The following is a 22,783-nucleotide window of genomic DNA, read 5'->3' as shown; positions in this document are numbered from 1 at the left end:
CCCTTCCAGAACGCATATATTTATGCGTATTTAATAGTTAAAAAACAAAAAAAGGGACGAATCTTTTCGTCCCTTCTTATCAAATTTCCATTATTTTTAACAACCCTATTTTTCATCCAATTTTAATATTGGCTCTAATATCTTTAAAAGGGCCTTGGCTGCTGGTGAGTCTTGATGATATTTAATAAATACATCACCGCTATCTCCAGCCTCTACCAACTTGGGATCCAGGGGTATCTTTCCAAGAAACTCGACCCCTGTCTCCTTTGCCAGGGCCTCCCCTCCTCCTGATTTAAAGATATCTACCTCTTTACCACAATGGGGACATACAAAGCCACTCATATTTTCAACAACACCTATTATTGGATTCCCTGTATGACGACAAAAATTAATTGACCGCCTCACATCATCAACTGCCACGTCCTGTGGAGTAGTCACTATCACTGCACGGGCCTCTTTTCCCATAAGCTGCATAACAGAGAGGGGCTCATCACCAGTGCCAGGGGGACAATCCACTACAAGATAATCTAAAAATCCCCACACCACATCCTCTATAAATTGTTTTATTACTCCCATCTTAAGTGGACCTCTCCAGATTACAGAATCCTCCTTAGAAGGAAGTAAAAATCCCAGGGAAATTACTGATAAATTTTTAGACCATGCAATTGGATACATTCCATTTGCACCAACTTCAGGCCTTGCTCCATCCAATTTTAATAAACGTGGGATAGATGGGCCATGGACATCAACATCCATAAGTCCTACTTTTTTACCCTTTAAAGATAATCCCACAGCTATATTTGTGGCTATTGAACTCTTTCCAACCCCACCTTTTCCTGAAAGTATTACGATTTTATGTTTAATCCTGCTAAGTGTTTGTTTTAATTTTTCATCCTTATACTCTTCACAAGAACCTTTTTTTGAACAACTCTCACACTCTTTTTTCTCCATTTCACACTTGTTCTCACTCATACCCATAAACCTCCTGTTTTAGTAATCACTCTAAATAAACCAGACAAAAATATATTAAGTTCATAACAAAACGTTGTAAAGAAAAAAATTAGCACATTCTAACTTTTTTTGAAACCTTTAATTTTAAACCATTGATAAATTATCTTTGCTTTTGCATTTTTCTATAATAATCCCCAATTGCCTCATGCAATGTATTTGCCGCAAGAAATGCGCAATGATGATGATCTTCAGGCAATTTTGGAAGTTCTATAAGAACATCTTCTCCTGATATTTTTTCAGCCTCTTCCAGTGGTTTCCCATGGGCCAAATCGCACACAAGGGATCCACAGACTACTGTAGCGATACAACCGTCTGTCCAGTATGAAATCTCATCTATCTTTCCGCTTTTTACTTTTATTAAAATTTCCACACTATCTCCACAACTCCCAGTAAGTTTGCCAATACCATCACCTTTTTCTAATACATTAAAATATTTTAAATTCTTCCATATCTCAGCTATTTTTTTCCCATAGATATCTTCTACTTTTTTATCCATATCAATTTGTAGTCCTTGACAAAATTCATCTAACTCATCCATGGTCTTTCCTCCTTTAATTCTACTTTCTATATTCAATAGGATCTTTGATATTAGCCTCTTTAAATCCCTTGAGTCTAAGGATACATGCTGGACATTTTCCACATGCTGCTCTTGCTCCCTCATAACAGGTGTGGGTATATTTATACCAATCTAACTTTCCAAGCTCTTTCATGAGCAACACAGTGTCTTTTTTTGATAAATACATAAGTGGAGCATGTATTTCAAAAGAAGAGTCAACAGCCAGCTCTAAGGTGGCGTTTAAAGACTTAATAAAGGTATTTCTACAGTCAGGATAGCCACTAAAATCTGTCTGAGATACACCAACCACTATATTCTTAATGCCATAGGTGTATGCAATAGAAGCTGCAGAGGAGATAAAAAACAAGTTTCTAAAAGGGACAAATGAGGCTGGAAGGTCCTCATCAAATTCAAAGGGCCTATTAAAATCCCCGCTGTTTTTAATTAAATTACTTTTAGTTATTTGCGAAAAAAGTTGGTCTATTTTTATTTCAAAGTGTTTTACACACCCAGCAAGCTCGGAAAGTTTTTTCGAGCACTCAACTTCAATTATATGTCTTTGGCCATATATAAAACAAACACTGAATATTTTTTCAAATTTTTCTTTTGCCCAGGCAAGACAGGTTGCTGAATCCTGTCCTCCAGACAAACAAACAATTGCATGTTCTTTGTTGGTATGTCTCACCCCTATCACACCCCTCAATCGATTACTTTCCTGGGTGAGACATTAAGACCCATTTAGAGGGAGGTCAAGGGATTTTAATTTAGATTGCCATTTTTAACTAACTAAATTTAAACAACGCTTACTCTGTTTCTTCCCATCTCTTTTGAATTGTAAAGGGCACTATCAGCACTCTTTAAAATATCTTCAATAGGATATTTCCCCTTTGGATCAAACTCAGATACCCCCATACTTACAGTAATTTTTATTGTTTTCCCATCATCAATTACAAACTTATAATTTTCAATTGTTTTCCTCAGTCTCTCAGCAAATATACGGCCATTTTCTTTATTTGTATGGGGCAATATCAAGAGGAATTCCTCACCACCATAACGGATTACGTGATCAATTTCCCTTGCATTGTCCTTAATTATATTTGCCAGTTGATTTAGGACCATATCACCTGCAACATGTCCAAATCTATCATTTATATCCTTAAAGTGATCTATATCAATCATCACTACACTGAATTTTGATCCAAGTCTTTCATGCCTTTTTATCTCTTGTTTAATCACCATATCAAAATAATGACGATTACCTACGCCAGTTAAAAAATCGATATATGCAAATGAGGACAATTTTTCATATTCTACACCACGTTGAATGAGCAGACATAGATGGTCTATAGCCATCTCCAATACAGCAAAATCATCATATCCCATATGATCTGTATCTATAGAAATGAAAACTTTAAAATTTTCCAGGGATGGAGATACATCCACAATGTCCCAATCTTTATCTGTTTGAACCTCAATTCCCAATGTTACAACTTCTAAACTATTTTTCTTTAACTTTAGTTTTTTCTCAACATAATTAATCCAAAAATTTTTATTATTGGTAACATAGAATTTATAACCATTATTTTCTCCAGGGATTAAAATACAAAAGCTATTAACAGCAAAATAATCTCTAATCTTTAAAAATCCATTTTCTAGAATTTCCTTCACACATCTAGGGAGAGTTACTGTTTTAAAAAAATCATCTAAAAAATCCAATTGAGTTGCCTTTCTAAAATAGAGCTCTTTGTATAAGGCAATCTCTTTTTTTAAATTTGAAATAAAATTATAGATCCCCTTTGCTTCGTCTATAATCCCTTTTAATTCCTCATCTTTTTTCAACAATCTAGAAGATATTGCCACCACGCATTCTGTGAGTATATCAGAGTCACCAAAAAAGGAGTTTTCAATTTTTTTTATGTAAAATTTTTTTAAAGACTTATCTTTACTATTATTAGATAACCTTATCCAATGTCTCCAGGGAATCAAGATCACATAAGCATCTTTATTACCAACCACACCTTCAAAAGAATCTTCTCTTTTTGATTCTACAAAGGTGATTTCGTTACAGTCAATTATATTGAAAATCTTATTTTTTTCCTCATCATTAAAATCAACACCAATGACCTTTCCCTGGGACTCAATTGTGTTTTTCATATCCATCCCTCTTGGTTTAGGATTATTAGATTGCTAACAAATGGTAATAAGGAATTTTTTGCTTTTATTAAATTAAAAGCAAAAAAAATACCAAATCAGTGATGATATGATGAGTTTATCAAAATCTGGTAGGCTCTATATATTTGTTCTAAGAGGATTACTCTAGCCATTTCATGGGTAAAGGTAAGAGGACTCAAACTAAATAAAAAATCAGATCTTTTTTTTATCTCTTGAGAAAGCCCATATGATCCTCCAACAACAAAACAAGGAGTCTTATTTGGTAGTTCAGTCCACATTGTCAATTTTTTGGCAAAATCCATAGAGGATAGGAACTTCCCCTTCTCATCAAGAATAACAAGAAAATCAGAAGGCAACAATTTTTTCAAAATCTCCCTGGACTCAAAATTGACCCTATTATCTATGGAACCTTTTTTGGAGTCCTTGACTACGATTATTTGTACATTAAAAAAATTGCTAATCCTCTGCAGATAAAATTTTTCAGCTTTTTTCCAAAAATCCTGTTTGACCTTGCCCACAAAAATAAACTTTATGCGTCTTGCCATATGACAAAAAACTTTATATTCTACCTTTTCAGGATGCAATAAAATTTTAAGATAAAATCAAAGAGAAAACGTCCATAATGTCAATAAGAATTACTTCTAAAAAATTCATTAAATTCAAACGGCTAATTGCATTTTTGGTCTTAGCTGTATGTTTAGTATTACCAACAAAGGCATTTTTACAAGATATAACTTTAGAAAATGTTATTTTAAATACCAGTAATAAAAACGTCAGTATCCAGATATCCCTTAATGTAATTGACCCAGAAAAATTCCAAAAAATAATCAAGGACAACAAGTTTCAGGTAGTGTTTTACTATCAGGTGGAAATTCAAAAAAAAATTAAATTCTTCTTTGACAAAACAGTATTTAGCAACGATCAGGAATTAAATATCTTTTTTAATCCCATAAGTAACAAATTCTCCATCAGGGAAAAAAATAAGTCAATTTACTCCACAAATTCTATAAATAAACTAATTGAGAAAATATCAACTATAAATCTCAAACTACCAATATGGACAACCCCTACTGGCGAAGAAAAATATGACCTAATACTTAGGTTTTCTCTAAAAAAAAAGGTTCCTTATTGGATTGAAAAGACGCTTTTTTTCTGGAATTTTGACATAACACCTCCATCTGAATACCATATTAATTTTAAATTCTAAATTTACTTATGAAACATATAAACATCCCCAAAAAGACCAAAATTGAATTTTTAATCATACTTATATCTGTAATATTAATTATACTATTCAGCTGGATTGAACTAAAATTTTTTGGAGTTAATTCATATCTTTTTTTAATTGTATTTAATTTAAATGTAATTCTTTTGTTGGTAATACTATTTTTAGTTATTCGAAATAGTGTTAAATTGTTTTTAGACAGAAAGAGAAAAGTAGGCGGATCAAGGTTAAGAACTAAATTAGTTCTTTCATTTATATCTTTATCTTTTATACCCACTATACTAATGTTTTTGATCTCTGTAAAATTTGTACAAACATCAGTTGATTATTGGTTTAGAAATCAAATTGATAATTCTTTAAAAACAGCACTTGAAATAGGTAAAATAAACTATAAATACATTCAGGATGAATTAAAGACTAAATTAGATAAATTTAAGAAGATACATTTCAATAGATACAATGAAAAAAAATTAATTACATTAATTAGTAATTTTGCTAAAGAAAATAATACAGGAATTTTAATCTTAAAAAAAGACAAAAGGGAAATTGGATTTATACAGGAGAATTGGAAAAAAATTTGGAATAAACTAAAAGACAAAATAGAATGGGAAGCTATAGAAAAAAATAAAGAGTTTTGGGTAAATATATATTCCTTTGAAGGATTGGATTATGTTTTGGGTGTTGCTCATTTAAAAAACAATGGTGCACAAAAATACAAATTTATAGTATTGGGTATAAGACTTAAATATCCAATTACTGAAAAAATGGAAAAAATAGTACAGGGAGTTTATGAATATAATCAACTTAAATCTTTGAAAAAACCCCTGAAAACATCCCTTTACATACTTTTAGGGGTAATGACCCTTTTGATAATTTTTGGCTCAATCTGGTTTGGACTAAAACTGGCCAAGGAAATATCATATCCTATCCAGGCCCTGTCCTCAGCTACTAAAAGGATCGCCTTGGGAGATCTCGAGGTGAGGATTGAAGATGAGTCAGAGGATGAGTTAGGTACACTAGTAAAATCATTCAATCTTATGGCTGAAGAGCTAAGGCGAAGCCAGAAACAGTTAAATGATACAAACCAGATCTTATACAAAAAAAATAAAGAGTTGGAACATAGAAGGCAGTACATGGAAGCGGTTCTTAATACCATAACATCCGGAGTGATCAGTTTAGATAGCCAATTCAAAATTAACACTATAAACAAATCTGCCCTGGAAATCTTACAAATCCCGGAAGGAAACATAGTAGGCAAAAGGTTATTTGACATCTTACCAGGAGATTATAAAGAGGAATTCTCCTCCCTATTTCCTAAATTAGAGAAATTTCCACACAAAGTAATACAGACACAACTTACCATTTTAGTAGATAAAAAAGAAAGAAAACTTTTGTTAAACTTAGTTAGCTTAAAAAGACATGGAAATGAACAGGTAGGCACCATTATAGTATTTGAGGATATAACAGAATTAGACAAGATGCAAAGGTTGGCTGCCTGGCAGGAGGTTGCAAAAAGAATAGCACACGAAATAAAAAATCCCCTAACCCCCATAAAACTCTCTGCCCAGAGATTGGAGAAAAAATTTTCCAATTTAATAGATGATCCAGCATTTAAAGAAGGAGTTAGAGTAATAGTAAGACAGGTTGATCACCTTCAGGGTTTGGTTAAAGAATTCTCAGAATTTGCAAAACTCCCAGAAATAACTCCAAGTAAAAATAATATACAAACCTTGATTGATGAAATTTATATTTTATATACATCCAGTTACCCAAAGATATTGTGGATAAAAAATGTTGATCCACAGATCCCTGCTTTTAATTTCGACGCAAATGCTATAAAAAGGGTGATAATTAATTTATTAAATAATGCTGTTGAAGCATTGCAAGGAAAAGAAAATCCAGAAATTGAAATTAATTGTACTTTTGATAAAAATTCTTCAAATGTGGTAGTTGAAATAAAGGATAATGGTCCAGGACTGAGTTCAAAGGAGAAATCTCGAATATTTGAACCATATTTTTCCATGAAAAAAGGTAGCACTGGTCTTGGACTTACCATAGCCAGATCCATTGTAAAAGAACATGGTGGCGAGATAACAGCGATTTCTCAAAAGGGAAAAGGTACTTGTTTTCAAATAATTCTGCCAGCTTAGCAAAGCTTAGTCATTTTTTTGACAAATTAGGCTGATTATCTATTATGAGAAAAAACTAATTGCCAATCCACAGCACTCCATGCTGGCATCTGAACTCAGTTGTTTATATATGTAAAATTAAGGTTAAACTTTTAAAAAATATTTACGAGGCTCTGGAGGGCTGTTTATCTATTGCTTTGTGGACATCACTAAACGAAACAAAATAAAGTTTGTAAACTTAAGTTAAGGGAGAAATTTCATGGAATCCTTGATCTTGATAATAGACGACGAAGAAGACATCAGGATCTCCCTTTCAGGGATTTTGGAGGATGAAGGATACAAGTGTATTGGATTTGAAAGTGGAGAAAAGGCATTAGAGTTTATTAAGACAAAAGCAGAACCTGATGCAATCTTTTTAGACATATGGCTCACAGGCATGGATGGGGTAGATGTTTTGAAAATTTTGAAAAAGGACGTACCTCACATCCCTGTAATAATGATATCTGGACATGGGAATATTGAAACCGCTGTTCAAACCATAAAACTAGGGGCATTTGACTTTATTGAAAAGCCTCTTTCTTTAGAAAAAGTGGTTGTAGCAGCTAAAAAGGCCTTGGAGTTTAAGGAACTTACCATTGAAAACCAAAGATTAAGATATAGGGTAAAAAGTGATATTGTAGATGAATTGACTGGCAAAAGTAAGGCAATCTCAAAAGTTAGGGAACAAATAGAGAAAGTTGCTCCAACGAATGCCTGGGTACTTATAACAGGCTCCAATGGAACTGGAAAGGAAATAGTTGCACGGGCAATACACAAAAAAAGCAAACGTGCAAATAGGCCACTTATAGCCATAAATTGCGCCGCTATACCAGAAGAACTAATAGAAAGCGAGCTATTTGGACATGAAAAAGGTGCATTTACCGGTGCACATAAATCCCACGTAGGGAAATTTGAACTTGCCCATATGGGCACACTTTTTTTAGATGAAATCGGAGACATGAGCCTCAAAACACAGGCCAAGATATTAAGGATTCTACAAGAACAAAAATTTGAACGTGTAGGTGGAAACAGGACCATAGAAGTGGATGTAAGGGTTATAGTTGCAACAAATAAAGATTTAAAAAAGGAGATTGAACAAGGCCGCTTCAGAGAAGATTTATACTATAGATTAAATGTATTCCCAATTCATGTCCCGGATTTAAAAGATAGAAAAGAGGATATCCCTATCTTAATAAATGAATTTATAGATTCATTTTGTAAAGAAAATGGATATCAACCTATAGAATTTACAAAATCAGCTATGTCTAAATTGATTAACTATCCCTGGCCAGGAAATGTAAGGGAACTTAAAAATTTTACAGAAAGGATGTTGATATTGTATGCTGGAAAAGAAGTGGATATATCTGACCTACCTGAGGAATATAAAAATTACTCTAATCTAATAAACAAACGTAGTGATGCCAGATTTCTGGATATGGATTTCAAGACAGCTAAATCAGAATTTGAAAGAGAATATCTTGCTTCAAAATTAAAGGAAGCTAAAGGCAATATTTCCAGATTATCTGAACTAATTGGTTTAGAGAGAAGTTATTTACACAAAAAACTAAAGTCTTATGGTATTGTTTAAAACATTTGGCTTAGTCTTGCTCCTTTTTCTCTTCTTCCACTTTTTGTCCTTTTGTTCCCACAACAGCAGATTCCTTCCTTAACTTATTTAGATCGTATATCCCATACTTTAGATATCCCATTACATTGTTTAAACGAGGATCAGACTTGCTCTCTACTAAAATTATGTTTCCTTCCACCAAGGGTTTTATATAATTAAAAAGTTCTTTAGCCCCTCCTCCAGTTAAAACAATGAGATCAATATCCCAATCAGTCTCCCACACCCTGTTTATATCATTGGCAATTTGAGAAGCAAAATGAGAATATACCCGTTCTTTTAAATTTATGATATTATATTCTTTTCCCTTTATTTTTATGGAGCCAGAAAAAATCGCTTCATATAATCTGTAGAGTTCGATACTGACACCTGCTTTTTGTCTTAGTTTATTAGCTATTAAACTAAAACATTTGGACATGCCATTATCTGTTGTAGTGCTTCCCCTTTCAACATATCTTAAATGATCAAGTAATACAAAATCCGTAGTTCTAAAGCCAATATCAACAACTCCGATCTTTTGACTTACCAATTTTTTATTTGTTACTCTACCCTGTTCATCAAATAAGAGGTTAAATACTGAACCCATGGGCTGAGGTACCACCTTCACTTTGGCTATATTTACCCTTTTTTCCCTTCCCTTACCCTTTTTTGAAAGGAACTCAATCTTGTGAAATCCTTGGAGTATTTCTTGAATCTTTTTTGCATCTCTTCTGTAATATCCAACAGGCAGTCCTGTAACCACATTAACTGTCTCCACTTCATCTGTGAGCATTCCTAGACACGATATCGCTAGGATTTTGACGAATTCGCTGACCAATTTATCCTGATCCAAGGTATACTGTCTGACCAAGGACTGTTTTTCTGCCAGCTCCCCAAGAAAAAACATATTATCTTCCAATTTTACCTGTAAATTTTGCTCAAACTGATTATCTTCTAATAAAAAATCAAATTGAATATCTGTGTACTCACCAATGATTGATTTAAAAATTACATATTCATCTCCATTGGTTGCCTTAGTAAAACCAAATCCCACATCTATACCAATTGGTCTCATGGATTGTTTTCTCCTTATTTCCCTGAGTTTAAAGCCAATAGCATTCAAATTATAAAGCATATTATATTATCTAATTTCATTGCTTGGCTTTTCTTAAACAATTTGTTAACCTTTTGCAAAGAAAAAAATATAAAATCAAGGAGTGGGAGATGATAGCACTTTATATTGGTTCCACGTCTGGATACGCAGGCAAGACCTTAATTACATTAACTATTGGCCGCTATTTTCAAAATTTAGGTTTTAAGGTGGGGTTTATAAAGCCTGTTGGTACATCACCAGCCACGAAAAATAAAGACAAGGTAATAGATCAAGATGCGCTCTTTATACAAAAGATCCTGGGTCTGAATAATGATCCCGAACTGGTTACTCCAGTTGTTGTTACCAGAGATCTACAGCTTTCAGTGTTTAAAAAAGGATGTCCTGATTTCATGGGAAAAATTTTAAATGCATATGAAAAACTAAAAAAAGACAACGACCTTATGCTCATAAGTGGCTCTGGTAGTTTTTTACATGCAGGTAAATACTGCAATGTTGCTGGTATTGATGTAGCCAATGCACTTGAGGCAAAAGTGATATTAATTGATAGATTTTTTAAAGAATTTTATTATGACTATTTAGTAAGTGCTAAAGAAATACTGGAACATAGGCTTATTGGTTGTATCTTGAACTCAGTTCCAAAACGCATTATGGATACAGTAAACAATTTACTTTTACCTTTATTAAATAAAAAAGATATTGATGTGTTAGGTGTAATTCCAAAAGACCCATTTTTATATGCAATACCTATAAAAGAATTGGCAAAAAGACTAAAAGGAAATATTATATCTGGCCAAAACAAATTAGATGAGCTTGTTATTGACTTTATAATAGGGACTATGCAGATAGAAAATTTTATGTACCATTATCAAAAGAAAAATAATCCAGCTGTAATTGTGGGAGGTGATAGATCTGATTTACAATTGGTGGCTTTGGAGGGAAGATGCAAATGCCTTATTTTAACAGGTAACATTTATCCCACTGATATTATCTTAAATAGAGCAAAAGATTTAAATATTCCAATATTGGTAGTTAAAGACGATACGTATACTATTGCAAAAAAAATGGACTTTATCCTTGAAACTATTAAATTAAGAGATGAACAAAAGCTAAATTATGGTTTTAATCTGGTTAAAGAACATATAGATTGGACCGCGCTAAAAAAAAGATTGGGGCTAGAAAAATAAGGGGAAACTAATTCCCCCTTTTTTAGGGTCTTTTATACTCCCGTGGCGTTTTTATGCAACTTTCAACTAGCTCATCAATACTAGCAGTAGCAAGTGCTATACAGGTATCTGCGGCTCCATAATATATCTTTAATTCTCCGTCATCCTCTAAGATAGTTCCACATGGAAATACCACATTTGGTACATCTCCAACCCTTTCATATATTTCATTTGGACCAAAGATGTAATATGGGGTATATCCAATAATCTTATGGGGCTCATCCAGATCAAGGAGCATAGCACCTACTCTATAAATAAGGCCTCCCCCTGCAAGTTTAACCCCATGAAAAAAGACTAGCCAGCCCTTTTCAGTTGAAATTGGTGGAGTTGATGCACCCATTTTAAAAGCACTCCAGGCACCTGGAGAAAAAAACATGAGCACCCTGCTCTCTCCCCAGTGAACCAAATCAGGAGAATAGGTAATCCACATAAGATTCATCTTTCCCCCACGACCAGCTGGTCTTGTTATCATCACGTATTTTCCCTTGATTTTTTGTGGAAAAAGCACTCCATCCTTGTTATCAACATCTGTGGCAAGACTTATTCTTTCAAATTTTTCAAAATCTTCAGTCACTCCTATACCTATCCTAACTCCATATGGCCCATAGGCTGTGTATGTTATGTAATATTTCCCATCTATCTGAGTAATTCTCGGGTCTTCTACCCCAAACCTCTCATAAGGTTCAAAATAAGGGTCTTTTGATGGCACTATCCATGGCTTTTTATCAATCTTAAAATCTAAACCATCATGAGATCTGGCCAAGGTCAGGTGGCTCTTACCCTCAAAGTCTTCAATGCGTAATAAAAGTAAATAATCTTCTTTAAATTTACATGCAGCAGCATTAAAAACTGTATTACAGTGATAGGGCACATCTTCTCTGGTTATTATAGGGTTTAGAGGGTGTCTTTTAATTATCTCCAACTGGTATTTTTTCTTCATGGATCCTCCTCATTACACAAAATTATCACTAATTAATCCATCCAAATGGTGGACACATTTAATATCGATGGCTCTATTAGCCTCCTGTAAATAGATATATGTTTGTCAGCAACCAATGACCATGAAATCTTTTCTTTTACATACAACTTCCCATTGCGGGAAAGTTCATTATAAAGTTTTTCATCTCTTAACAAGCACAAAATATTATCAACATATTCGTTTTTATTTCTACACATTAGACCTGCTCTATATTTTGAGAAAATAGCTTCCATGGTCTTATTAAAAGAAGTTACAACAGGCTTTCCAAAGGCCATACAATGGGCAAAGATCCCACTCTGAGAGATCTTCTTATACGGCAGGACCACTATATCGGCCGCAGACATTATAATATCAAAAGAATCCTGAGAAATCTGTCCCCTTATTACCTTTATATGCTCTTTTGCCGGAGATGAGTTAATTCTTTCAAACAATAGATTTCTGTAATCCAAGTAGGCTATAGTCCTTAATTTACCTGCAATTATCAAAAGTACTTTTCCATCATATTTCCTAACAATCTCTGGCCAAAGGTCTAAAATTTTTTCAAAATTTTTATATGGACTAAAGTAACCTATCATTAAAACTATTTTTGTATCTTCATCTATACCCAATTTCTTTTTTGCATCAGGTATATTGTTTAATTCTCTGGCTCCATGGGGAATAACTGAAATTTTCTCATCAAGCCCATCTACCCTATCTAACTCATTGATTAGGGCCTGCTTTTGGAATTTTTCGTGAACTATCACGTTATCTGAATAATTTAAAAAACAGGAAAATAAGATCTTGTGTTCAAAAATATTTTTCTCGTAAATAGTATGAAGGGTGGTAACACATGGGATACTGGTCATTTTTAATTGAAAATATAGGGGAACAATGGAAACACCATATTGTCTGCCAAATAGATTAAACTCATGTTGTATGTGGACAAGATCAGGGGAAAGCCTGATTATCATGTCAAATATCTTGTAGGAGAGATCTCTATCTTCATAGTCAAAACAACTAAATACATTTTTTCCCTGCCCACCATAGTGAGATATAATGTAAACATCTACCTCTTTAGCCCTCAAAGCTTCAGTTAAAAAACTTGTATAAGTGGCTATACCACATTCAATTGGTGGATATGTTGATACAAAAGCTATGCGCATTTTCCCCACTCCTTTCCGTAAATTAATTTAGACTATTTAATTTATATAATAACAAGTTGATATCTTTTGTCAAAGGTAGGATATTATTGGGGAAGCATGCGATATGTTGTAAAATTTTCTAAACAAGGGGAAATAGGTAAATAAATAGTTATAGCAGTTCCTTTCTCTGGTGCTGAATCCACAAAAATTTTTCCCTTGTGTTGTTTGGTGACTATAAAATACGAAATATATAAACCCAATCCAGTGCCTTCACCAACCTGTTTAGTTGTGTAAAATGGGTCAAATATATTACCGATAATATCTTTAGGGATTCCAGGACCATTGTCTTTTATATTAATTTTCACCATGCCATCTTTAACTTCAGAAATTGTAATTGTAATTTCAGGGTGTTCCATACCAGCCATTGCCTGAGCAGAATTTTTTATAATATTCAAGAACACCTGTTGCATTTTTATGGGATCACATGAAATTCGAGGTACATCTTCATATTCCTTTTTTATTTTTATTTTTTTGACATCATACCTTTTCTTTAAACTATAATCATTGTACGCCATTGTAAGGGCCATCTCCATAACTTCTCTTATATCTATATTATCAACTATTCCTGAAGATCCATGGGTAAAACTTAAAAGCCCCCTTATAATATCTGATGCCCTCATTGTTGCTTCTTTTATATTAAAAAGCATTTTATCTATTTTTCTATCCTGAATGTATTTTTTAAGACAATCGAAATCAATACCCATTTGTTTTGCCATTTCTCTATTTCTAGATGTATCTTTTAACCTATTTAAACACACATCACATGCCTGCATAATAATAGCTAATGGATTATTTATTTCATGTGCTATTCCAGATGCCATATTACCTATGGTAATCATCTTTTCCGAATGTACTAACATTTCTTCAAATTTTACTTGTTCTGTAATATCATCTATCTTTATAACAGCGCCATCTACACCATTAGATTTTAGAGGGAATATTATTATATTTTCAACTTTTACAGATCCATCTTTATCCTCTGACTTTCTTAGATAAGATTGAACATCTCTTGCTAAAATAGCCTTATTTAGTTTATCTTTTAGTTCATCTTCCATATCAATAACATCAAAAAAATTTTTGTTTCTTAAATTTTTTACTTTTATATCTCCTAAAATATTTTCTACATACTTATTCCAATAAATCACATTAAATTCCCTATCAACTGTAATCAACATAGATGGCATTGAATTTATTATATTCTGAAGCATATTTCTAAGTCTTTCCAATTCCTTTTGAATTCTTTTCTCTTCTGTAATATCCTGAATAATCACCAATCCAGCAGGCTTTCCTTCATAATCAATCACAGAAACACAAAAATCCAACAACTTCTTTTTTCCATCTTTTGCCAAAATTTCAAACTCATATCTGTTGGGTAAGTCGAGCCTTCCCTGTTGTCTTAAAATTCCCCTCTGTCTTATTATGTCCTGTTGTTCTAAAGATACAAACTCCCAAAACTTTTTAGACATGATTTCTTCTTTAGTATATCCAAAAATCTCAGTACTGGCCTTATTACAATACACAAACCTCTCTCCTTGATAAATTAAAATACCCAAAGGTGCATTTTCAGCTAGATTTCTAAATTTCTCTTCACTTTGTTTAAGTTCTCTTTCCCTCTGCTTTATCTTTAGTCCCAGATCCACAACAGAATCAAAAATTGGCTTAAATTCAACAAACTCCATAGATGGAGCAGAATAATTATATTCACCCTGTTTTACCTTTGAAATTGCACTTGCCAAAACTGATATTGGTCCTTCTAGATTATTTTTTAAAATCAAATTCGTAGAAAAATAGATAAAAATAATTATAAAAAAAACCAAAGAGATGTTAGTTGTTAATAAATTTGTAATAAATTTAGAAGTTGAATCTTTGTTAAAGGTTATAGTTACATATCCTATTTCTTTACCTTCATAAAAAATAGGTATATGATCAGTTTCTACATTTATTTGTTGTTTTCCTTTATATCTGAATAGATGTGATTTATATGGCATTGATACTACATCAATCCCAGCTATCAACTTATTTTGTATATAGCTAATTGATAAAAGTTCAATTTCTTTTTTATCTAATCTCCATAATGGATATACATAAATATTTTTTATATTATTAATTAATTTATTTTTCTGTAATACAAAATTTTTTTCAAGATTTGATTTAAATATATAATAATTTGAAAATAATACTATAAATGATACAGACAGAACAATAAAAATTAAATGTAATCTTACTAAGTCTATAATACTTTTCTTTTTCATAAAAAATCTATTTGTATAATTTAAATATGATTTTATTTATTTTTTCTATTAAACTATCTGAAATATCTTTAGAAAACATCAAATATCTTTTGTTTCCTTCTTTAACATCGTTTAAATGTGTAATTAAAAAATCTTTTTTATCATACCCTGCTGAAGCAATCAAAAAATCAATTTCTTCTGGAGATATTAATATATAAGAAAATCTCTTATACCTCAACATATTTATCAAATTCAATTGATTTCCGTCTACATTAACTACTTTTGGTCTGAACTTCTTTTGGTATTTTTCAATCACATCTCCATATGAAAAATTTTTTATTCTACCCCACGTAAGGGATCTACTCCTAAATATATCAGATAAAAAGTGTTTTTTAATTAGCCCATTATTCCATTTACCGGTTAAAAGAACAACAGGCCTGTTTTCGTATATTGGAATAGAGAATTTTGCCCATCTAGTTCTCTCTATTGTCTTAAACCACCCAGGGGAACATATATTTTTATCTCCCCTTTTAAAAAAAGCGATAATCCTATTTGGAGTTGAAAGCTCCAGTTCAAACCGCACTTTTGCCTGTTTTAAAACATAAATGGCCCTTTTTAAAATGATCCCCCTCACACCGTCCTTATCATAAATATAATATGGGGGTCTGTGAAAAAACAGAAGTTTTAGCTTCTGGGCAACACCTACCTTTACTAAAATCACAACCAAAAACAACGTAACCCAGCAAAATTTTCTCATCTTTTTTATCATTTTAGTAAAAATAAAACCTCTTCAATTAACTCTGAAAAATTTGAAATAGGCTTATAAAAGGTCTTTTTACTGACTTTATCAATATGAGAGATTTGCGTTGGGTTGAACTCGAGGGAACCTGTTAAAATTATAAAGGACATATCCGAATTTAGCTCATGTGCTTTCTCTATAAATTGTAGGCCATTTATTCCTGGGAGCCTTATATCTACAAGCGCTACTTTAAATTTTCTCTCTTTTAACAGATCCAATGCTTCTTCACCAGTACTGGCAATTTCACACCCAATACCATAGTCTTCCAACAATAGCTCCAAAGTCTCTGACATTCCCATCTCATCTTCTACAATTAAAATTTTTTCTTTAATACTATCCACTTTCCACCCCCTCTTTTTTTTTAATTTTTTCAGGAGATGGAACTCTAGCTCATAGTGAACATATATAGGTTAGAGGTCGTCTGATATTCGATTATTTACACAATAACTTAAGTATTATAAATTGGCAACGAAAATTTAAAATTAATGGAGAAGATTTAAATTTGGTGTAGCATTTAATTTAGGAAGAGGGATTAGTGTTTTTTTTATGGCCTCTTTTAGCCCCTTATAAGAATTTGATTTTAAAATACTTTTTAACAAAGAGTGCCCGTAAAAAAAATTGGAGTAAAAATAAAAAGACCATTTTTTATATAGCTTAACAGCTCTATTTGGCTCAAAATATGTAAATATCTCTTCTAACATTTCTAACGCAGTTGTGTAAAAAGTTTCAGGGGCTGGGACAAAATCATCTAAAATTTCTGCAAAAATCCAAGGCCTAACTGCTGAAATTCTGCCCAGGGCTATTCCATCACATCCAGTTAACTCTAACATTTTTTTTACATGTTCCTTGGAAAACACATTGCCATTGCCAAAAACAGGTATGGAAACAGATTTTTTCACAAGGGATATATATTCCCACTTGGGCTGCCTATTTCTAACATCTGGAGCCACCCTTGGGTGGAAAATCAGAGCATCAGCGCCTGCGTCTTCTAATTTCTTTGCAAATTCCATTGGAAATCTAGGATCATCATCCCATCCTGTCCTGAATTTAACTAAAATAGGAATATTAACAGCCTTTCTTATGGATGAGACTATTTGAATGGCCTTATCTGGCTCCCTTAATAAGGATGCTCCATACCCTTTTTTGCACAAACGGGATATTGAGCAACCCATATTTATATCCACGCCAAAGAGTCCTTCTTCTTCAATGCGTTGAGCAGCCTTAACCATATGCTCTTGTTCATTTCCCACTATCTGACATACCAATATATCCTCTTCAGCCTCTCTCCATCTAAAAACCGTTGATTTTTCTTTATTCTCAGTAGGAACTATTTTGGCGAGACACATCTCAGTGTATAAAAGACCTGGAAGGGAAAAATTTGATATAACCTTTCTTAGGGCTATTGTTGTGAGAGATGCCATTGGGGAAAGGACTAGCCTGTTCTTTAATGTTTTTTCACCAATTTTTATAGGTGTATTTAAAAAATCTTCAAAACCCATAATATTTAAATTAAGGAAAAAGAAAAAGGCAACCTCATCTTTAGGTTGCCTTTTTCTTTTTATCTGCCAATAAAATCTCTTGTTTTAATAAGGAGTTGCCAAACTCTCATCGTCTTTATATACTTTTTCATCTATTACATGGGTCCCTTCAACAAGGGGTTTTGGTTGTTTAACAGCTTCAAGCCTTATAAAAGAGGAAGTATACCAATCTCTATCAGCCTTGACACCTATCTCTTTATAAACCTGACACTTTTCTTGATATCTGGAAAAACTTATATCGCCCAGAGGATATACACTAAATCTCCGTCTTATGTCAGTTATGACAAATCCCATTTCCAGAAATCTTTTTTCAATTTCAAACCACTTTTCCTTAGACGCTTCAATGGTAGTAAGTCCTAAATATCCTGCACATCCAATTCCCTTTAAAGACGATGTGGCCCTGGATACAAAAAGGGTAAAGCCTGGAAGGGTCTCAACAGGATCTGTTATAAATACATCAAATTTACCTTTAAATTTATCAGGAAGTGCCTGTTGGGCATCAAAGACTTCTGCCCTTAAAGACAGGTTCTCTTTTTCTGCCACTTTATTTATAAAATTTACCAATCTTTCATCTATCTCAACTACCTGGACCCTTTTTGGAAGTCCAGTAAGTGCCAGGGCTATGGAGAGCAGGTCATCATCACCCATTATGAATATTTCTGAATCTAAAAGATCTCCCCTATCATAAATATATGCAACCCTTCTGATTACCCCTTCTGGAGATATAAATCCCTGATCAAATACCTCAATTGCTTCAGGTCGACCATTAGTTACCTGATTCCACCTATCTAAAAGTTCTTTAAAATACCCTTTGATTTCTATTCCTGTTTTTTCACAACAACTACATTTAACATCTTCTATTGAGCTAAGATTACTATATGTATCTCGATATTTTGGCTTCAGCCTTACAGTTCTCCCCTCAATTTCTATTATACCTTCCCGCTCTAACTGCCTGATTTTTTGGAAAAATTCTTTAAGAGAAAAATCCTGTCTTTCAATTAATTCATAGATGGAAATATCACCTTTGCTACAAAATTGTACCACCTGATTTTTAAATCTATCCATTTTAACCCCTATCAATTACCTGATGCTTATATGATGTAGGCTTAAATTTTTCTAAGAACAATTCAAAGGCCTTATCCACCTTTGATACTTCACCGCAAGTAAACACATCTAAATTAACAAGTTCATATTCAGGCCAGGTATGTATGGATACGTGTGATTCTTCTACAAGAACCACACCAGTCACTCCATAAGGTTGAAATTGTTTGTACATGGACCCTATTTTATTAAATTTCGCCTTTTCTGTGACTTCTTCTAAGATCTCCCTTACCTTGTCCTCATAGGAAATGAGGTCCTTTTTAACTCCATACAATTCTGCGATAATATGTCTTCCTACAACCATGGCCACCACCTGTACCTAGTAAAAGTTAAAGGTTAAACCCATGCAAAACACCCCCTGCCCAAATATAATTTTTAGACATTCCATAAAAAACTCCATTAGCAAAATGGATTGGCACCTTACAAAAAAAACAATAAGGCCTTTTTTAAAATTTTAATCAAAACTTTTGCGGAGATAACAAAAAAATATTTGCAGAAACGAGATTTTTTACTTCCTATTTTCCCTTATGTCAAGGAAAAAGGCCCTCAAGCTTGGCACATTATTTTTCATTATTTATTATAGATCGTAATTTATTGTATTCTTCCTCTGAAATCTCCCCTTTTGCCAGCCTTATTTTCAAAATTTCAGAGGGATCTAATGGAATATCTTTCTTTAGTGAAGGACCTAAAATCAATTTTAGAATAAATATAATAAATCCAAGGATAAGTCCAATGAATAAAAATTTTAGCACAATAAATAATAATCCATCACTAACCCCCAAACCAAATGGCCATGTATGATAATAGCTCATATTATCTCGCCTCCACACCTAAAAATCTAAACACGTCCTCTTTTAACTCATCAATATCCTTATCAGCCCTCAATATAAAATGAGCTACTGACAAATATAATGGCTCTCTTTCCCTCAAGGTAACTACCAACTCATCCCTCAAAGACAAATCTGTTAGAGGTGGTCGATTTTTGTTCTTTTCGTCTGACAAAATCCTTTTTTCAAAGGTTAAAACATCTCCCATTAAGTAAAATACAAATCCGTTTTCCCTTATCAAATTCCTGTTTTCTTCTCTTAAAACAATTCCTCCACCAGTTGCGCACACACAAGATTTTCGGCTACACACCCTTTTTAATACTTTACTCTCTATATCCCTGAATTTTTCCCATCCATAAGACCTTACAAATCTCTCTATATCCATTCCAATATCATTCACTATTTCCTCATCTGTATCCACAAAGTTCATATTAAGCTCTTTTGCTATCATCCTGCCCAAGGTTGTTTTGCCACTACCCCGAGGTCCAATAAAAAAGATATTGTGGGACATTGGATCAAATTTCCATCCCCTCTTAGCACCACCAATTTTATAAACAGTTTTCAAATCAGGCTCATCCACAACAAACTCTTTTTTCATAAAACCATCCATAACATATCTCCAATATTTTTAATTTTATTGCAACTAAATAAAAAATGAATTACAAATTCTCAGCAAGGAAATTATTTAAAATATTTAGTCTAACTTGTAAACCAAAGGAGGGTTGAGTGATGTCGCTTATCAATTTCCAGGAGTTAAATCTTACAAAGGAAGAAAAGGCACGTTTTGCGCTAAACATGATCCACAGGCTTATATTTCACCACGTGTTCTGGTTCAAAGAAGTAGAACACCAATTTGGCTTTGAAGAGGCTTTAAATATCTTAAACGACGTTTTAACACAAGGAGAAAAGGTTCATAGCAGAAGGATTCAAAAGGAATTAAATATACCTTTTAAAAATTCTTTACCAGAATTTTTATTAAATATGGATGATGAAAATCTCTACAAAATAATGGAAACTGTATCCAAGATGTGGATTGCAAATGATGGCCTGTGGTTTTTGAGTGTAGAACAAAAGAGAGATATGAATGATGCAAAAAGGTGTAATGATTCTTGTTGGTGCTGGTTTTCTCCTTTAGAGGCATGGTCTATAAAGAGATTCTTACAACTAGATAAACATCCCGGATTAAAAGGCTTAGAAAAGGCACTTAATTTCAGGATGTATGCATTTTTAAATGTACAGGAAATAAAATGGCCAAATGAGAACACCCTGGAATTTTACATGAAAAAATGTAGGGTACAGAATGCAAGAAAAAGAAAAGGACTTCCTGATTATCCATGCAAATCAGCAGGCTTAGTGGAATACAGAAGATTTGCTGAAACCATAGATTCAAATATAAAGACAGAATGTATTGGCTGTCCACCTGATGAACACCCAGATGACTGGTTCTGTGCCTGGAGGTTTACTATTTAAAAAAACAGGGGACTTACGTCCCCTAAATAAAAACACATTCATGATCAGCTAACTAACTGATTTTTCACCCTCATCTAAACCAAATTTTCTCAAAAGCCACATAAGGGGGCAGGTATTGGTAAAAGCAGATTGAAAGAGATTTATTCCCACAAAAAGGGTCAAAAGCAGCCACCAATAAGAATAGCTTACTGCCAAAATAAGGCTTAAAATTATCATAAATCCTGCTACACCCCGAACAATCCTATGCATATCCATGTGTTTCACCTCCTTTTTTACACAACATCAATATCCTTTAGTTGAAGATCCACGCCAATTAGCCCATTATAAGTATTAATCCTGGGATAAAACGCGATCTTTACATATTTATTAGTAAAATCTTGGGGGATGAGATCCGCCATATTCCATGCCTTTGCCCACATGGTCCTTTTTGCCCTCTCATCCCTAACCTCCAAAAACACATGTTCTTTTCCAACTAGCTTTTGTTTTAAGACCAATAAGTCTTTTGTCCAAAAAACAGGTTCAGGATTGTCTGGCCCATAGGGCTCAAGTAATTCCAACTCTTTAATTAAGTTATAATCTATATTTTTTAAAGGCAAGTAGCTATCTACCATGAGATGTGGAGTTAATTCTATACCTTTAGTTATTTTTTCAATACATTCAACAAACAGTTCTTCAAAATATTGAAGTTGTTCCTTGCTAAGGGAAATTCCACCAGCCTGTGGATGGCCTCCAAATTTTAAAAGTGCGTCCCTGCATTCTTTCATCGTTAAATATAAATTTACCTCAGGTATGGATCTGCCTGAACCCTTTACTTTTCCATTTTTGCCAGTAAGTACAAATGTTGGTTTATAGAATCTTTCACAAATCCTTGATGCAACAATACCTACAACCCCTTCGTGCCAATCGTGGCCATACAAAACAAGACCAGCCTTATCTACTTTTTCCGTAGCCTGTTTGATGGCATCCTTTAATATCCTATCTTCTTCCTTTTTTCTAGCCCTATTGTACTCTTCTAACTTTCTTGCTATCTCCCTTGCCCTGGTCATATCCTGGGTTAAAAGGAGTTCCACCCCATCCTTACCATTACCCATCCTACCTGCAGCGTTGAGCCTTGGGGCAAGCATAAATCCAACCTCTTCTGCCCCCAACTTCGCCCCCACCTTGAGACCACTTTCCTGTTTCAGTGCAACTATTCCAGGCCGCCTGGTTTCAGAGAGCATTAACAAACCATTTTTAACCAGTATCCTATTATCCATATCCAGAGGAACCACATCTGCAATAGTTCCCAGGGCAACAAGGTCCAAATATTGTCTTATATCTATCTTTTCAGGAAGTTCATTATTTAATCCAGCTGCAAGCAAAAAGGCAACGCCGACTCCTGCCAGATTTTGATAACCACTACTATTTATTTTGGGATTAATAACAAAATTTGCGGGAGGTAACTCATCTGCTGGCATGTGATGATCAGTAATTACAATATCTATATTTTGTGCTCTTACCCACTTCACTTCCTCAATATTAGTTATTCCACAATCCACTGTAATGATTAATTTAACACCCTCTGCAACCAATCTTTTTAACCCTT

23 protein-coding genes are annotated in these 22,783 nt (G+C 33.4%); 5 read left to right on the top strand and 18 right to left on the bottom strand.

The window, feature by feature from the left end:
- Positions 1-105: 105 nt before the first annotated feature.
- The 5 genes from ACY2V1_RS09690 to ACY2V1_RS09670 form a co-directional block, all read right to left on the bottom strand.
- Positions 106-972, bottom strand: a complete 867-nt coding sequence (locus ACY2V1_RS09690) for a P-loop NTPase (protein ID WP_461834595.1) — start codon at positions 970-972, stop codon at positions 106-108.
- Positions 973-1,111: 139 nt separating this feature from the next.
- The gene (locus ACY2V1_RS09685) at positions 1,112-1,549 is read right to left on the bottom strand and encodes an iron-sulfur cluster assembly scaffold protein (RefSeq protein ID WP_461834594.1); all 438 of its coding nucleotides are present in this window, start codon (positions 1,547-1,549) and stop codon (positions 1,112-1,114) included.
- Positions 1,550-1,568: 19 nt separating this feature from the next.
- Complete coding sequence (gene queC / locus ACY2V1_RS09680; protein WP_461834593.1) at positions 1,569-2,252, bottom strand: 7-cyano-7-deazaguanine synthase QueC; 684 nt, start codon at positions 2,250-2,252, stop codon at positions 1,569-1,571.
- Between the two features lie 107 nt (positions 2,253-2,359).
- The gene (locus tag ACY2V1_RS09675; protein WP_461834592.1) at positions 2,360-3,721 is read right to left on the bottom strand and encodes a diguanylate cyclase; all 1,362 of its coding nucleotides are present in this window, start codon (positions 3,719-3,721) and stop codon (positions 2,360-2,362) included.
- 95 nt (positions 3,722-3,816) lie between these two features.
- The gene (locus ACY2V1_RS09670) at positions 3,817-4,284 is read right to left on the bottom strand and encodes a 23S rRNA (pseudouridine(1915)-N(3))-methyltransferase RlmH (RefSeq protein ID WP_461834591.1); all 468 of its coding nucleotides are present in this window, start codon (positions 4,282-4,284) and stop codon (positions 3,817-3,819) included.
- 77 nt (positions 4,285-4,361) lie between these two features.
- Between ACY2V1_RS09670 and ACY2V1_RS09665 the strand changes: the two genes are divergently transcribed.
- The 3 genes from ACY2V1_RS09665 to ACY2V1_RS09655 all read left to right on the top strand — a co-directional run bounded on the left by ACY2V1_RS09665 (position 4,362) and on the right by ACY2V1_RS09655 (position 8,720).
- Positions 4,362-4,946: a DUF4390 domain-containing protein gene (locus ACY2V1_RS09665; protein WP_461834590.1), complete on the top strand. Its 585-nt coding sequence runs from the start codon at positions 4,362-4,364 to the stop codon at positions 4,944-4,946.
- 8 nt (positions 4,947-4,954) lie between these two features.
- Complete coding sequence (locus ACY2V1_RS09660) at positions 4,955-7,114, top strand: sensor histidine kinase (protein ID WP_461834589.1); 2,160 nt, start codon at positions 4,955-4,957, stop codon at positions 7,112-7,114.
- Between the two features lie 238 nt (positions 7,115-7,352).
- Positions 7,353-8,720 (top strand): sigma-54-dependent transcriptional regulator, encoded by a 1,368-nt coding sequence (locus ACY2V1_RS09655; protein ID WP_461834588.1) that lies wholly within the window; start codon positions 7,353-7,355, stop codon positions 8,718-8,720.
- A gap of 10 nt (positions 8,721-8,730) precedes the next feature.
- Here ACY2V1_RS09655 and ACY2V1_RS09650 read toward each other — a convergent pair whose 3' ends face one another.
- The gene (locus ACY2V1_RS09650) at positions 8,731-9,810 is read right to left on the bottom strand and encodes a ParM/StbA family protein (protein ID WP_461834587.1); all 1,080 of its coding nucleotides are present in this window, start codon (positions 9,808-9,810) and stop codon (positions 8,731-8,733) included.
- 149 nt (positions 9,811-9,959) lie between these two features.
- Here ACY2V1_RS09650 and ACY2V1_RS09645 point away from each other — a divergent pair, with 149 nt between their 5' ends.
- Positions 9,960-11,033, top strand: a complete 1,074-nt coding sequence (locus ACY2V1_RS09645) for a phosphotransacetylase family protein (RefSeq protein ID WP_461834586.1) — start codon at positions 9,960-9,962, stop codon at positions 11,031-11,033.
- 22 nt (positions 11,034-11,055) lie between these two features.
- Here the strand turns inward: ACY2V1_RS09645 and ACY2V1_RS09640 are convergent, their stop codons facing one another.
- From ACY2V1_RS09640 to aroL, 10 genes are all read right to left on the bottom strand, one after another.
- Positions 11,056-12,012: a glycoside hydrolase family 130 protein gene (locus tag ACY2V1_RS09640; RefSeq protein WP_461834585.1), complete on the bottom strand. Its 957-nt coding sequence runs from the start codon at positions 12,010-12,012 to the stop codon at positions 11,056-11,058.
- 32 nt (positions 12,013-12,044) lie between these two features.
- Positions 12,045-13,193 carry a glycosyltransferase gene (locus tag ACY2V1_RS09635; RefSeq protein ID WP_461834584.1) on the bottom strand — a complete coding sequence of 383 codons (1,149 nt, stop codon included), beginning with the start codon at positions 13,191-13,193 and terminating at the stop codon, positions 12,045-12,047.
- Between the two features lie 83 nt (positions 13,194-13,276).
- Positions 13,277-15,484: a PAS domain-containing sensor histidine kinase gene (locus tag ACY2V1_RS09630; protein ID WP_461834583.1), complete on the bottom strand. Its 2,208-nt coding sequence runs from the start codon at positions 15,482-15,484 to the stop codon at positions 13,277-13,279.
- A 7-nt stretch (positions 15,485-15,491) separates the two neighbouring features.
- Positions 15,492-16,220: a substrate-binding periplasmic protein gene (locus ACY2V1_RS09625; RefSeq protein WP_461834582.1), complete on the bottom strand. Its 729-nt coding sequence runs from the start codon at positions 16,218-16,220 to the stop codon at positions 15,492-15,494.
- Positions 16,221-16,228: 8 nt separating this feature from the next.
- Complete coding sequence (locus ACY2V1_RS09620; protein WP_461834581.1) at positions 16,229-16,603, bottom strand: response regulator; 375 nt, start codon at positions 16,601-16,603, stop codon at positions 16,229-16,231.
- Between the two features lie 141 nt (positions 16,604-16,744).
- On the bottom strand, positions 16,745-17,683 hold the full coding sequence (locus ACY2V1_RS09615; RefSeq protein ID WP_461834580.1) for a tRNA dihydrouridine synthase: 939 nt from the start codon (positions 17,681-17,683) through the stop codon (positions 16,745-16,747).
- Between the two features lie 162 nt (positions 17,684-17,845).
- A complete protein-coding gene (locus tag ACY2V1_RS09610; RefSeq protein WP_461834579.1) occupies positions 17,846-18,865 on the bottom strand; it encodes a bis-aminopropyl spermidine synthase family protein in 1,020 nt (339 codons plus the stop codon).
- A gap of 1 nt (position 18,866) precedes the next feature.
- Positions 18,867-19,205 carry an adenosylmethionine decarboxylase gene (gene speD / locus ACY2V1_RS09605; RefSeq protein ID WP_461834578.1) on the bottom strand — a complete coding sequence of 113 codons (339 nt, stop codon included), beginning with the start codon at positions 19,203-19,205 and terminating at the stop codon, positions 18,867-18,869.
- 256 nt (positions 19,206-19,461) lie between these two features.
- Positions 19,462-19,713, bottom strand: coding sequence for an SHOCT domain-containing protein (locus tag ACY2V1_RS09600; protein ID WP_461834577.1), 252 nt, complete (start codon positions 19,711-19,713; stop codon positions 19,462-19,464).
- 1 nt (position 19,714) lies between these two features.
- Complete coding sequence (aroL, locus tag ACY2V1_RS09595; RefSeq protein WP_461834576.1) at positions 19,715-20,338, bottom strand: shikimate kinase AroL; 624 nt, start codon at positions 20,336-20,338, stop codon at positions 19,715-19,717.
- A gap of 119 nt (positions 20,339-20,457) precedes the next feature.
- Here aroL and ACY2V1_RS09590 point away from each other — a divergent pair, with 119 nt between their 5' ends.
- The gene (locus ACY2V1_RS09590; RefSeq protein WP_461834575.1) at positions 20,458-21,198 is read left to right on the top strand and encodes a DUF6125 family protein; all 741 of its coding nucleotides are present in this window, start codon (positions 20,458-20,460) and stop codon (positions 21,196-21,198) included.
- 48 nt (positions 21,199-21,246) lie between these two features.
- Here the strand turns inward: ACY2V1_RS09590 and ACY2V1_RS09585 are convergent, their stop codons facing one another.
- Together ACY2V1_RS09585 and recJ are read right to left on the bottom strand one after the other, a co-directional pair.
- The gene (locus tag ACY2V1_RS09585) at positions 21,247-21,453 is read right to left on the bottom strand and encodes a YgaP family membrane protein (RefSeq protein WP_461834574.1); all 207 of its coding nucleotides are present in this window, start codon (positions 21,451-21,453) and stop codon (positions 21,247-21,249) included.
- Between the two features lie 17 nt (positions 21,454-21,470).
- Positions 21,471-22,783: single-stranded-DNA-specific exonuclease RecJ (recJ, locus tag ACY2V1_RS09580; protein WP_461834573.1), on the bottom strand; the 1,313-nt coding region annotated here is incomplete at its 5' end.

The organism is Desulfothermus sp. (assembly GCF_053993635.1).
The sequence above is the reverse complement of the archived record's forward strand: the minus strand, read 5'-3'. Positions and strand labels throughout refer to the sequence as shown.